We start from the raw sequence: 14010 nt of genomic DNA on the forward strand, positions 1-14010 counted from the left end.
GTAAGGTTCCGTCTAGCTACCTATTAGGTGGCTAGACGGAATTTTTTTCCAGGGAGAGGGACAAACAAACTAATTACCCAGCTGTCTCATCTCTACTATCGCTTCTTCTACATCAGATAAGAAGTCACTCCCGTGCGTTCGTTTACCCAGGCATCTTCTCCTTGTCAACTTATTGATTCTGGAACATTTTCTTTCAACAAAACTTGTTAAGGGTGGCGCTGCGTAAGCCTTATGAACAAAGCAGGCATTTTCTATGATCAAAAAAATACTCATTCCCTTTATTCTCATTTTCACAACAGGGTGTCAGAACAGAAACTTAGATGAAGTTGGTCTTATAACAGATCAGGCGATGGTGGTGTCAGCACATCCTCTTGCCTCGGTAGTAGGTGTTGACATTATGAGGCAAGGTGGCAATGCCGTGGATGCGGCCATTGCCGTGCAGTTTGCCCTCGCGGTGGTATACCCTGATGCAGGGAATATAGGTGGTGGTGGCTTTCTAGTTTTACGACAACAGGACGGCAGCGTCGATGCATTGGATTACAGGGAAGAAGCGCCTGGGGCAGCGCACCGTGATATGTACCTGAATGAGGGAGGGGAGGTAATTGAAGATTTAAGTGTGAAGGGTCACTTGGCAGCAGGTGTTCCAGGCACAGTAGATGGAATGGTGCAGCTGCATGAAAGGTATGGCACCATACCATGGGAAGAACTGGTGCAACCGGCAGTGCTGTTGGCTGCCAAGGGTTTCCCGCTGACCGAGAAGGAAGCTGAAAAGCTGAATGAAAACCGGGATGACTTCATTGAATACAGCACCCGGCGACCAGGTTTTATTCTGAAAGACAAGTGGGAGGAAGGAGATACCCTTCGGATACCAGACTTAGCCGAAACCCTGGCAAGAATAAGAGACAAGGGCAGAGCAGGATTCTACGAGGGTGCCACGGCGCAGTATATAGTGGAGGAGATGAAAAGGGGAGGAGGCATAATCACCAAAGAGGATCTGGCGAATTACCGTGCCATCTGGCGGGAGCCGCTTACAGCCAAAGTCGGTGAACATACCATTATCTCTATGCCACCGCCCTCCAGCGGGGGGATTGCACTAATACAGCTTTTAAGTATTTCAGAGGATTATCCAATCGATGAGTGGGGGATTAAAACGACAGAAACCGCCCATTTCATGATAGAAGCTGAAAAGAGAGTGTACGCTGACAGGGCAAAGCACCTCGGGGACCCGGCCTTTGTTGATGTGCCGGTAGAGGGCCTGCTGGAGGAGGCGTACATGAAGAGACGGATGCATGACTTTTCAATGGGGAGTGACACAGACAGCGAGGAGGTATACGCCGGAGAGCCTGCTGCTTATGAAGGCGCACAAACTACGCATTACTCCATTGTGGACCCGATGGGGAATGCTATTTCCGTTACCACTACCCTGAACACTAATTTCGGTGCGCTGGTGTTTGTAGATGGCGCTGGCTTTCTGCTGAACAATGAGATGGATGACTTCAGCTCGAAACCCGGCTACCCTAACACCTACGGGTTGATAGGAGGAGAAGCAAATGCCATTGCACCAGGCAAACGCATGCTGAGTTCCATGACGCCGACGATTCTGGAAAAGGAAGGAGAACTATATATGGTAGTAGGCAGCATGGGCGGTTCCACCATTATCACCACGGTCTATCAAATTATTATGAATGTGATAGCGCATGGTTTACCGATGCAGGGAGCCGTGAATGCGGGCAGGTTCCATCACCAATGGGAGCCGGATTGGGTGCTAAGTGAGTTGGGTGCCCTGGGACCCGACACAGGTCTGCAGCTGTGGTTAAAGGGACATAAAATAGCACCAAACCCAAGAGGAATAGGAAGAGCTGCCGGAATCCTGGTGCTCCCTGATGGAAAGATGGAAGGAGGTGCTGACCCCAGGGGAGATGATGCCGCTGTCGGGTTTTAAAAAACGGGTTTATGAGTTAGTAGTTTGGGAGGCATGGTGCCTGATAAACGTTGATTAGATATTACGTTTTGCGCTATCCCGCACCGCTATGTGCCGAAGAACATTATAAGCCCTATCTTTGTACACAAAAAGCATCAGCTCTACCACATAAATACAGGCATATTATGTCATTTTCATCTCTAGGCTTGTCGGCGCCCTTGTTAAAAGCCGTAGACGAGCAGCAGTACACACAGCCTTACCCGATACAAAAAGAAGCAATACCTGCCATACTAAGGGGAAAAGATGTGCTGGGCATAGCGCAAACCGGATCCGGTAAAACGGCTAGCTTTGCTTTGCCTATTCTGGAGATGTTCCAGGGTAACAAACCAATAAATAACAGGTATGTCAAAGTCCTGATTCTGGTGCCGACAAGGGAACTAGCGATTCAGATACTGGAAGTATTCCAGGTTTTCAACGCGAAGCTGCCACAAAAAGCCAAAGTACAGGCGGTGTATGGGGGCGTTTCCATCAATCCGCAGATGATGCAATTAAGTGGTACTGAAATACTGGTGGCTACACCTGGAAGGCTGCTTGACTTGGTCGAACATAACGCTGTGAAGCTGTCGGAGGTGGAGACACTGGTACTGGACGAAGCAGATAAAATCCTGAGTTTGGGGTTTAAAGAGGAAGTGGATAAGGTTTTTGCCCTATTGCCTGCGAAGCGCCAGAATCTACTTTTCTCAGCCACGTTGGGCGAAGATGTTGAGGAGTTGGTTTCTAAGATTCTGTACAATCCGGTCAAAATTCAGGTAGAAGAAGAAGTTTCTGTTCCAGAACTGATTAAACAGGTGGCCTATAGTATAGCCCCGGAGAAAAAGGGTCCGCTGCTCAGGTACCTGATTAAGACCGGCGATCTGCAGCAGGTACTGGTGTTCGCTTCTTCCATCAGGACGGCAAACAACGTAGTGGGCAAATTGTCGAAACATGGTATAGATGCCGCCGGGCTGCATGGGGAGAAGAGCCAGGGTGCCCGGACAGAGGCACTGAAGAAATTCAAAGCCGGTAAACTCAGGGTATTAGTTGCTACAGACTTAGCTTCCCGGGGTATAGACATCAAGTTCCTCCCTCATGTAATCAATTATGAATTACCACGCTCCCCAAAAGATTACGTACACAGAATCGGCAGAACCGGACGGGCCGCATCAGAAGGCGAGGCAATATCCTTTGTGACACCTGACGACGAGCACCACTTCAAGATTATTCAGAAGAAAATGGGGCAACGGGTCCCAAGAATCGAAACAGAAGATCTGGATTTGTCTGGTTATTAGGTAAAGATTATGGATGAGAACATAACCGCCTGAGCCAAAAACGATAGCAATCACTTGCGCTAGTCATACTTCAAATCTCAAAGCATGAAAGCTAACTATACACGACAGGATAACCCGCTGGTTGATGGAATAAAAGTCATCGGGATCGGCAAACACGGGAGCAAGCCTTTACCAGAGTCCTTGCTATATGAAATAGCGGAATACCTGAAAGATGATGAAGCCGTCGTGCCTATTCAAAAAGGGGCTTTTTATGGTGCTTTACTTGCCAAAGGACCTACTAAAATGGAACAGGAACTGCTGTTGCCTTCTGATGAAGATGCTGCTGCTACTTTTGATATAAGTAAGCTGTATGACACTCTTTGCGCTGACTCACCTGCAGAAATAAGGGAGATAGGGGTGAAGCTGTTGCAGAAAGAAACGCTATCGGAGGCTGAGGCAAAGAAGTTAGGGCACTATATCTTTTCAGATCTGCCTGGTGAAACCTTCAGAGGGATGGCAGCCAGTATGATGCGTATCCGCTACGAAACGGATGAAGAATACCAGGGCCTTTTAAATGCAGTAGTGGCTACGTATAACCTTGGTTTTCGGGAGCTAATGGTTTTTTCTGGAACCACCGTACAGTTAGCGGAGCCATTTGATGGGGTAGAGCACTCCTATATGATAACACCTTTGCTGGCTAAAGCTTTACAGGAAGCAGGCTATCGGGTGGTTGTCACCATGGGTAGATCCGCAGGTCCTAAGCTCACCTTAAACACACTGGATTTATACCAGCACCTGGGCAGTACATTCATTCAGGATATACAAGAACTTAAAGGAGATGCGCCGCCATTTGGGTGGGCGCTGGACCAGAGAGTGCTATCGCCTGCTTTAAACGAATGGGTTGACCGTAGAAGGACTATTTTCAAACGCCCGTTCCTGGCTACCCTAGAGAAAGTACTTAACCCCTGCCAAGCCGATATTCTGATTACTTCCGTTTTTCATATCACCTATATGCAGAAGATGGTGACGTTGGCCGACATGGCTGGTTTCAGGGGCGTTATCGTTTTGAAAAGGGGGCTGGAGGGAACGCTAGCGCCATCTTTAGTTAAAGCAAGTGGTATTTTATGTGCTGCCCGGCAACAGGATGGTTCTTATATAACAGAAACTTTTGAAGCCGATGATGAACGCTTTGCTTCATTTCGTGCAGTGGCCGATGATAAAGTAGAGCCACTTCATTTAGAGGAAAACCTGAAACTTATCCGGCAGTATGCGGCGCATGGCCATACGGCGAATGAAGATTTAAATCAACGTGTCGGACTGGCAGTTGCGTTGTTGCAAACTGGCTTGGCGTGGTTACAGAAAAATCTTTCTTAGATAAATTCATGGCTTCAGCTAAAACTGGTGGTTACTCCTGTCCGGGAAAAAAAATTCTCTGAAGTATACTGTGAATACAAACAGTGGGCATCAAATCTTGCTTAAATAGTAGAAAAAGTAGCTAAAACTGTACCTTTATTATTAATAAACGTATAATAAGTGTAACTATAAGAATCCTGTAAAATCACTACCTCCTGTTGATTTCTCACCTCTTCTTTTGCAGCCATTGAGCCCTCTAAAGCTTTTGGTAACTCATTGATCCCATGTGATCCCTGTGCATAACTTCTCTGTATCAACTACCATGTCAGGATTATGAAATGTCTATGTTACCGAAACGTTTTCTTTTAGCAATTACTTTACTCATACTTACCGCCACAAATTGTTTAGAGGCTGCCACATATTATGTGAGTTCCGTGGGCAAAGACAGTAACTCAGGTACATCCGCTACGGCTGCATGGGCCACACTGGCAAAAGTCAACCGCGCCGTCTTCTTACCTGGTGACATTATCCTGTTTGAAGGCGGAAAAACATTTCAGGGTGGTATTTACTTCGGCACCCAAAACGCGGGCGCCTATGCCAAAGTGAAAGGTACAGCTGAGAAGCCGATTGTGTTTGGCTCCTATGGCACAGGCCGCGCCACCATCAGCAGTGGGACTAACTACGGGTTCAGGGGCTATAATACTGCTGGTTTCAAAATTCAGAATCTCATTTTCAAAGGCTCAGGCCGGACACAGTCAACGAAGGTCGGCATCGATTTTTATACCGATGTACCTAACACGCTCCTTACCTATGTATACATTGTAAATGTGGAGGTATATGGCTATAAAGAAGCTGGTATTATGTTCGGTAGTTGGGATTCCTTAACAGCAGGCTTCGGTAACATAACCATTGAAAACAGCAAAGTGCATGACAACGGGGATGTCGGAATTTCATCGTATGCCCAGGGGAGGCTGGTACATAAGAAATTCACTTTGCGCAACAACAAAGTGTATAACACCTCAGGCATTCCGGAAAGAACTACCTCTCACAGCGGAAGCGGCATCTGCCTGGGAGACGTGGATGGCGCCGTGATTGAATACTGTGAGGCTTATAATAATGGATGGCTCAACGCCTCTCCCTCCAACGGCCCTGCAGGTATCTGGGGCTACCGTTGCAATAATCTCCTGATTCAGCGCAATGAGTCGCATCATAACAAGACAGGATCAGCGAAAGACGGCGGTGGCTTTGACTTGGACGGCGGCACTACTAACAGCATCATGCAGTACAACTACTCCCATGACAATGATGGGGCAGGTTTTCTAATAGCACAGTATTCAGGTGCTCCCGCGATGAAGAACATCACGGTGCGTTACAATGTTAGTGAAAATGATGGGCGCAAGAATGACTATGGCGGCATCCATCTTTGGTCTTCCGGCTCGAACGGGGGAATACAGAACGCCTATGTTTACAATAACACGGTTTACCTGACACCATCTGCCAGTGGCGTTCCCAAAGCGGTGATGGTCCGGAGCGGGGGATTTACCAATACCAGTATCCGGAACAATATTTTTCAAACTACGGGTGGTGCAGAGATTGTAAGAGTAAACGCCAATACTGGTATACGCTTTGAGGGCAATGACTATTGGTCATCAGGCGCTACTTTCAAAATTAACTGGGTAGGCACCACGTATAGTTCACTTACTGCCTGGCGCACGGCAACTGGCCAGGAGAAGAGCGGTGGCGTAGCTGTGGGCTACTCTCTCAGCCCGGCGCTTACAGACCCAGGCAAAGGAGTTACGATCAGTGACCCAAAGCTGTTCCATACCTTAACCGGCTATAAACTTTTCTCAACCTCCGGCTTGGTTGGGAAAGGAATGAACCTGAAAAGCCTGTTCGGAACAAATGTGGGAACTCAGGATTTCTTCGGAAACAACATTACCCTCTTGACCAGTTTTAGCATAGGAGCGCATCAGCCCGGTGGTACTTCGACTATTGCTGCACTTGCTGCATCTAACAGCGCCCCCGCTCCGCACGCCCCCGCGGGCCCTGACAACGAGGTGCATTTGTCGGTTTTCCCTAATCCTATAGCAGAGGAGGCCTCTATCAGCCTGACTTTGCCGAGAGAAGAACAATTTGTCATCACAGTCTATAATCTTAGCGGCGCCGTAGTGCAGCAGGTAGAGGAGTCTATAGCAGTGTCCGGGAACATGTATGCGTATTCTTTCGATGCCAGCGATCTTCCTTCAGGTGTATACCTTGTAAAACTAACAACAGCCTCCGTCGAAAAACAGGTGAAGGTTGTGGTGTTAAAGTGAGTATGTAAGAACTTAGATTTATCACTGATCCAGCGATAAAAATCATTATTACACCCATTCCACCGTATAGCTAACCTACACAGCATAAAACGAACCTTCAGGCATGAAAATACTTCAAGGCGGCGCACCTAAGTGCGGAAACTTCTGGCTCTACCAAATTATCCAGCAAATCCTGACCAGGAAGGGCCACGATATAAGCAATTTTATACAGCAGCACCCCATTTACGAACTTGCCAGTAACTGGGACCTGAACTACCCCAGCCAAGCCAGCATTGATGTGCTGGAGATAACGGACCTGCAGTACAGCTACCGCATCAGCAGCATCTTCAGAATGCCCATCGATGATATCCAAAGCTATCTTTCCCTTACCAACCATGTCTGGACGCATTCTCCTATCTGTAAAAGAAGCGGGGAAATTCTGAATTTGTTCGATAAGAAGGTATACATCATCAGAGATCCAAGGGACCGGGCCATATCAGCCTCCAAATACTACTGTTCAGATTACATGCTGAAGTATTACCCCCAGGAGGAAAAGGACCCGCATCGATTCCTGGAGAAAAACTTCGAAAAGCTGATGCAGGAGTGGGTGTGGCATGTGTTCGACCATCTTCGCCTGAGCCGCAGGTACAACATCCACATTGCTTTTTACGAAGGCTTCCTGCTCGATTTTCAGCAGGAGCTGATGCGGCTGCTGGATTACCTTGAAGTTGAACTGAGCCAGGCCAAGCGAGATGAACTACAGGAAGCCATGAGCTTTGCTACCCTGAAAAGCAAGAATCCAAAGCACCTGAAAAAGGGACAGTCAGGTTATTGGATGCACCAGCTGACGGATGAGCAAGTTGAGAAAGCAGAAGTCATAGCCGGTCCTCTGATACGGTTCCTGAATTATCCGGAGCAGAAGGGGCAGCCGATAACTTTTTCCCCGGAACCTGACCACCAGGATTTCGAACAGCTGAAACAGGATATCATCTCTTCGCAGGAGGTGCTGTATACTTGATTTCAGCTACCATACCCCCAACTGCCTGCCAATCGTTTTTAGCTGGCCTATATGATAACCGGTGTGGTGCAGTGTGGTCATGGCTGCCCAGGAGAGGGTTAAGCCATTTGCTTGTTTCTGAAATAGCTGTGTTTCGGGGTCCTGTACTAATTGTATCATTTCATGTAGCTCCGCCTCATATTGACCGATGGCTTCCTCCCATTCAGCCTGCGTTTCAGGCACTTGGTTTTGCGGCCAGTGTGCATCCGGCCATACGTCCAGGTTGTTTTCCGGGTCTTTCATGAAGTTGAGCAGCGTGTGCTGCCGTGCTTTTATGTGCCCCAAAAGTACCCAGGCAGAAAAATGCAGCCCATCCAGCATAATTCCAGCTTTTCTGTAATCAAATTCCTTCAAGAGGATACCATTAGGAGCAAAGCCGCCTTTCAGTAATTCCACCAACTGTTCTCTTAAGATACTTTCTGCGTCTTGATTAACGGTCATTTAAATTCTAAAAATTTAATGAGTGTTATTTATGCTATCAAAGGTTCTGAAACGGCTATACAGGCATAAAGTTGATCTTTAAGCGCTGGGTTGTGAATCCTAAATTTCAATCATTTCAGAGTTTAAGTTGAGGCCAAGTGAAGTAGTGATCTAGCTTTGAACTGCAAAAAATTCCAGCCCACAACTTAGTCCGATGGTATCAGCTTACCTGATGAGTCTATTGTTACATTCCCGGTTTGAAAATTATTAGTGCTCCTTATACTCTTCAGCATGAAGTAAGCACATATAACTGCAGTTATATTGAACAGAGGGATGATGACAATCACTGGAAATACATTATATCCTAACATAGCCATAGCGATTACCTTAGCTGTTAAGGCAGTCATCAGGATGGAGAGGAAAATAAGGTAAACAGGTGCCAGTAAATAACCGGCTGCCTTTTTCTTTACCAGTAACAGGCCTACGACAAAGGCAGCAGGTAATAGAATTCCCAGGTCCAGCCCCTGCACTACCAGTGTGGTATAATGTTCTACCTGTATGGGAATAACAGTACCATCAAAAAGTGGAGGCACCACAATGCTTAGCCAAAGTGCCCCGATGGCAATCGCACTAAACATCAGAAAGCCTCCTGCAAACTTTACAGGTGCGTTATCAGCAAAAGATGCACGAACAGTGTCTGTCTGGAAGGCACGCAGCGAAAGCAGAAAAGCAAAGAAGCTGGAAGCCAGCAGCATGACGTAGGCCAGAAACAGGACATTATACATTCCCATAACAGTGTAGAACAGGTACGTCACCAGGAAGTAACCTAAGGTGCCACAAAGCAGAAACATGCCTCTCAGAGAACCCTTCCTGAACAGCAAGAGCGAAATCAATAGCAAAGGAATGCCTACAGCAAGTGTAACCACATCCTGGGCTATACCCTGTGGGGCCACTTCCGCGGACATGTGCTGGTAAAGTCCTTTTCCATAAATTGTTATTTTTTGTCCGCGAACGGAAGTGTACTCATATACTCCAGGTCCCCCATCAGAAAAGATTCCGGTTGCTGTAGCTACCAGTGCCAACAGCGCAATGAGCAGCACAAGTACAGTGATTGTTTTAACCGTTTTCATCTTGATTTTCGTTTATATTATCAAATAAATATTGCTGTGATTCCCTTTGTTGTATGTTCTGCGTTACGTGCGAAAAAAACCAAATAATAGTATAATTATCTCTATATAAATAATATAAAAATAAAATTAATAGGAAAACTTCAAGATGACAGAGATCATGTTCCCGACTGATTTCTTTCCTGTGAAGGAAGAAATCCCTTGTCTAAGTTTAAGACAGAATTCAAATCAACCTGATATGAACGACGCTTCGAAAGCACGAAGGCTTGAGAAATACATGTTGATGAAGATCAATATTTCTACTGATGTGCATCATCGCTGAAGAATGCTGTATAACGTTACTTTGTTTTGTAAACCAGCTAATTAAGGAAGCAGCTGTAGAACATTAAACTTTAAATAGGGAAATTATGAGAACGATTTTAGTGCCCACCGACTATTCTCAAAATGCACACAATGCCTTGCTTTATGCCATAGAACTGGCAAAGGCAACGGAGTCAGACATTGTGCTGTTTCATGCATTCTATAAGCCGCTCTCTTACCCCTACCACATGGACTTCTCTACTGTAGTGCATGAGCAGGAAAGAGAAAAAGTAAAGAAACTGGAGGCGTATGTACATGAGGCCAGGGAGTCATTGTTCAAAAATTTTTCGCTCCGCTTTCTTACCACAGTTCCCACAGGTGTAGAAGAGAGAAATAAACTACATCATACCAGAAGCGGGTTTCACGCGGTTGATATTAATAATCCGTCCGCTGATAAAGCGAAGCTGAATATAAAGTGTGTGTGCAAGCATGGCTTCGCTTTTGATGAAATATTGAAAGCTGTAGATGTGCACCAGGCAGACCTGGTGGTGATGGGAACAAGGGGAGGAGGAGCGATACAGCGGGCTTTGCTTGGCCGCACGACCATTGCCGTTATGCGAGATGTGCATGTGCCAGTGCTGGCTGTTCCACAGAATGTGCAGTTTACAGGATTAAAGTCTATTGTTTTTGCCTCTGACCTGTCCAAATTGCCATCTGCCCAGGTATTCGATTCGCTTCGTGTGTTTGTGAAGGCGTTTGCTAGCAAGCTACAGGTATTGCACTTGTATAGGAAGGACATGCGGCATGACCAGCAGGAAAACGCCTTAGCTGCTTTAGACACTTTAGATAAGCACCTGCACGACATTGATTATGATGTTATTTTCCAGCAGCGGAACGACGCAGCTGAGGCTATCCAGGATTTTATGCACGATAAGCAAGCAGAACTTCTTGTACTAATGCCTCAGAAGCACTCTTTCCTGGAAACCATTCTGAGTAAGAGCATTACAGAGCGCATGATGGCGAAGGCTTTTGTCCCGCTGCTGGCTTTGCCTTCTGTTAATATGCTAAGTAATAGCGCCATGTTGGAGAACCATAGGGAGGTCCAATTTTGATATAGCTGGAAGATTCCAGAAATTTTTTACCTGAACAGATGAAAACCGTACTCGTTCCTGTCGATTATTCCCAAGCATCCATTAAGGCACTAGAGGTTGCCTTGAACCTAGCCTCCCGTGTGCGTGCGCAGCTACTGCTATGCCATGTTTACCAGTCTCCTGTGTATGTTGCAGAGGCTTATCATCCGGTGTATGCCTTGCCGGCTTATGAAACAAAGCAGGATGCAATGAAGAAGTTAAGGACATTTGTGAAGCTGGTGAGAAAGAATTCGGAAGTGGATGTGCCGATAAAATGCACCACAGTGACAGGGGGTGTGGTAGAGGAGTTGCTGGAGCTGGCCAGAAACAGAAAGGTAAGTCTGATTGTAATGGGTACCACGGGGCGCGGATCTTTAGAAAACAGGTTGTTCGGTTCCACCACAAAGCACCTGGTAAAAAATGCTTCCTGCCCTGTTTTAGCTGTTCCTGAAAAGGCTCGAATCAGCCATCTTGAAAGAATCGTGTACGCCTCTGCGCTTGACCCTGCCGAAGCAGACGCTCTGGTGCAACTGGCGGATGTGCGAAAGCTTTTCAATTCTTCGATAACGCTTCTGCACGTTAATTGTGGCCGGGAGGAAGGTAAGGTGAACATCGATGTCAGAAGGAATGAGTTGATGAAGAACTTCCCGGACGATGCGTATACCTTTTCTCAAGTAATATGTGATGATATAGCGGAAGGCATAGAGCATTTTGTAGAAGGGTATAATGCCGATTTAGTTGCTTTTACCGTTTCTAAGCGTGGCTTCTGGAAGAACCTGCTTCAAAGCAGCATTACAAGCAGACTGCTTGAAGAGTTTCATCTGCCTATGTTAGCGTTTCCGCAATATGCAGGAGCAGTAACTGGCATAGCGCAAGAAGAAGAGCAAATCGCAAAGCAGGACCAGTCTCTTAAGCCTTAAGGACCTCTCCCTGCTGGTATTGCTCATCTTTTAAAATTGTTCTCGTTTTATACCTCAACACAAACAGCAGGAATAAAAGTAGCACGGCGCCAAAGCTGTAAACTGATATGTCATGCAGGTACCCGTACAAGGCAGCACCTGTTACATCCCGGATGTTAGCTCCTATGAGAAGGCAAGCCAACACCAGGCCCGCCTTGCCTGCAAGGGAAAACTTCTGATAATGATGTATCAGGTAAATGATGCAGGGGGCCGTAAACAAAAATGCATTCTCGCTTGTAAACGCGAATAACGGAATTAGCGCTATCAAAAAAGATAACTCCGGCACTTTATGCTGCGGCAAGTGGCGCCCCCATCTGACAAACACCAGGAATACGCTTCCGATAAGGCCAAGCATGATGAGCTGGTAAATCTTTATGGCTGAAGCACTCGTCAAGACGTATTGCACCGGAGTATAGCGGGCCATGACAGAGAAAATGGTATGGTTGCCCTCTGAGAGTAGACTTTGCTTTGCCCGCAGTTCAACAAACAGCTCCTGAAACCAGCTTGTATATAAGTATTTGAAAGCAGGGATGGAAGAATAAAACAGAAACGGCAAGAGTCCCAGCAGTACGATAAAACCTACTGAATAGAGGGTGGCACGATAGCGCTGCCTGAAGAGTAGGTATGGATAAAAGATTAAACCAAAAGGTTTGATAAACAAGCTCACTGCCAATAACAGTCCGGTTAAGACAGGCTTGTCCTGCACAAAGCTTTTAATCAGGAAGATGTAAATTCCCAACAAAAGTAAGTTAACCTGCCCCAGGTGCCATTCCCGGTGTAAATGTACTCCAACAGCCAGAAAGGCCACTATAAGTACAATGTTTCGTTTTCTGTTGTCCGGGGGCGCGCTACCAGACGGTACAACTATCCTATAAAAAGTTTGGAAAGCTAAAACTGCAACAGCAGTCAATAGTACCCAGTAAAGCACTTTAGCGAACGAAAAGGGCAGTAAAAGGAAGGGTATAAAGTACAAGGCTGCTGTAGGCGAATATTTATAAATATAATGACCGTCTGCTTCTATCCGGTACAACTCTTCCCCCTGAGTGAGACGGCTGGCTGTTCTGTAGTATACCTCCAGGTCATGCATCCATAGCCGTTCATTCACTACTTCACCAATCAATAAAGCCAAGCTAATGATACTTATAAAGTAAATCCAGGTATGCCTGTGGTTGAGGAGCTTGTTCATAAATTGATATTGCTGTCGCTTGTTCTATTCACGAGTTTAGTTAAATTTAATTACAGGTGGTTATCTGTGTGAAAAGAGCTGGCAGGAATAGTATTTGCCTGCTATTTTTATAATTGAGGGATTATCAGGTCTGAAGTAAAACCACCACTATAACTCATATCTGTCTTATAATGGTCTGAAATTTGCTACAGTGTCAAGCTGTTACAAATGAAATTTTCTTCAACCTAATAAAATTCTCCGGCAATTAGCGAAATTGCGCCTCTTATTTAGACTACATGCTGGAAACACTTGTTTATACCTTTCTGCTGAGCATTTCACCTTTTGGTGAGGCACGTGCTGGCATTCCTTACGCTGTCTTAAATGATTTGCCTTTAGCCTGGGCTTTTGTGGTAGGCTTGGTTGCTAATTTGCTGATCTTCCCTCTACTTTCGTGGCTGATTGATACTTTCAGCCTAAAGCTTTGGCCTAACCGTACTTATAGGAAAAGTGTCATTAACTTATCTAAGAGAGCTAAAAGAGGAGTGGGGAATGAAGTTCAGAAATATGGCTTTTGGGGCCTGATGATTTTTGTGATGATACCCCTTCCCGGTACAGGAGCATACATGGGTACTATTGCTGCTTACGTTTTTAAAATCGGCCGCGGAAGTGCTTTTTTAGCGATTAGTATAGGCGTAGTTATTTCCTGTATCCTGATGGCTGCCGGATCCTATTTCGGTAACATCGGACTGCAGGCTTTATAAATTCCCCTTTTTCATTTATTTTTCAGCTTTTTAGATTTTCATACATTTGGCGCTTAATACAGTCTTTAAGGCATATTCAAATTTAGTACTTTGAGCTGTAAATGAACGCTTTCCGAACCTGACGGCATATTTTTCGCCGTCAAAAACAAAGTTAGAACAAGCTCCAGGTTTGGTGAAAAGTATATCTTCAAAATTTAAGAACGTTTTCATCTTGTG

General features: G+C 45.9%; 11 protein-coding genes. 8 read left to right on the forward strand and 3 right to left on the reverse strand.

Annotation, left to right across the window (positions count from 1 at the left end; genetic code table 11):
• Positions 1 to 253: 253 nt before the first annotated feature.
• The 5 genes from ggt (at position 254) to E1919_RS10025 (ending at position 7893) form a co-directional block, all read left to right on the forward strand.
• Complete coding sequence (ggt, locus tag E1919_RS10005; RefSeq protein ID WP_162053228.1) at positions 254 to 1942, forward strand: gamma-glutamyltransferase; 1689 nt, start codon at positions 254 to 256, stop codon at positions 1940 to 1942.
• A 164-nt stretch (positions 1943 to 2106) separates the two neighbouring features.
• On the forward strand, positions 2107 to 3249 hold the full coding sequence (locus E1919_RS10010) for a DEAD/DEAH box helicase (RefSeq protein ID WP_162053230.1): 1143 nt from the start codon (positions 2107 to 2109) through the stop codon (positions 3247 to 3249).
• A gap of 84 nt (positions 3250 to 3333) precedes the next feature.
• A complete protein-coding gene (locus tag E1919_RS10015) occupies positions 3334 to 4602 on the forward strand; it encodes an anthranilate phosphoribosyltransferase (RefSeq protein ID WP_162053232.1) in 1269 nt (422 codons plus the stop codon).
• 317 nt (positions 4603 to 4919) lie between these two features.
• Complete coding sequence (locus E1919_RS10020) at positions 4920 to 6896, forward strand: T9SS type A sorting domain-containing protein (RefSeq protein ID WP_202915890.1); 1977 nt, start codon at positions 4920 to 4922, stop codon at positions 6894 to 6896.
• 103 nt (positions 6897 to 6999) lie between these two features.
• Complete coding sequence (locus E1919_RS10025) at positions 7000 to 7893, forward strand: sulfotransferase domain-containing protein (protein ID WP_162053234.1); 894 nt, start codon at positions 7000 to 7002, stop codon at positions 7891 to 7893.
• A gap of 6 nt (positions 7894 to 7899) precedes the next feature.
• Here E1919_RS10025 and E1919_RS10030 read toward each other — a convergent pair whose 3' ends face one another.
• Both E1919_RS10030 and E1919_RS10035 read right to left on the reverse strand, forming a co-directional pair.
• On the reverse strand, positions 7900 to 8373 hold the full coding sequence (locus tag E1919_RS10030) for a hypothetical protein (protein ID WP_162053236.1): 474 nt from the start codon (positions 8371 to 8373) through the stop codon (positions 7900 to 7902).
• Positions 8374 to 8558: 185 nt separating this feature from the next.
• A complete protein-coding gene (locus E1919_RS10035; protein ID WP_202915891.1) occupies positions 8559 to 9482 on the reverse strand; it encodes a hypothetical protein in 924 nt (307 codons plus the stop codon).
• Positions 9483 to 9886: 404 nt separating this feature from the next.
• On the opposite strand from E1919_RS10035, the gene E1919_RS10040 reads away from it, so the two are divergent.
• Complete coding sequence (locus E1919_RS10040; protein WP_162053238.1) at positions 9887 to 10891, forward strand: universal stress protein; 1005 nt, start codon at positions 9887 to 9889, stop codon at positions 10889 to 10891.
• 38 nt (positions 10892 to 10929) lie between these two features.
• On the forward strand, positions 10930 to 11829 hold the full coding sequence (locus E1919_RS10045) for a universal stress protein (RefSeq protein WP_162053240.1): 900 nt from the start codon (positions 10930 to 10932) through the stop codon (positions 11827 to 11829).
• Here the strand turns inward: E1919_RS10045 and E1919_RS10050 are convergent.
• Entirely contained in the window at positions 11819 to 13054 is a 1236-nt protein-coding gene (locus E1919_RS10050; RefSeq protein ID WP_162053242.1) for a glycosyltransferase family 87 protein, read from the reverse strand. The two genes, E1919_RS10045 and E1919_RS10050, sit on opposite strands and share 11 nt — an antisense overlap.
• A gap of 275 nt (positions 13055 to 13329) precedes the next feature.
• On the opposite strand from E1919_RS10050, the gene E1919_RS10055 reads away from it, so the two are divergent.
• Positions 13330 to 13794 carry a COG2426 family protein gene (locus tag E1919_RS10055; RefSeq protein ID WP_162053244.1) on the forward strand — a complete coding sequence of 155 codons (465 nt, stop codon included), beginning with the start codon at positions 13330 to 13332 and terminating at the stop codon, positions 13792 to 13794.
• The last annotated feature ends 216 nt before the right edge of the window (positions 13795 to 14010 follow it).

Source organism: Pontibacter pamirensis (assembly GCF_010015475.1).
In the GTDB taxonomy this organism is placed as follows: Bacteria; Bacteroidota; Bacteroidia; order Cytophagales; family Hymenobacteraceae; genus Pontibacter; species Pontibacter pamirensis.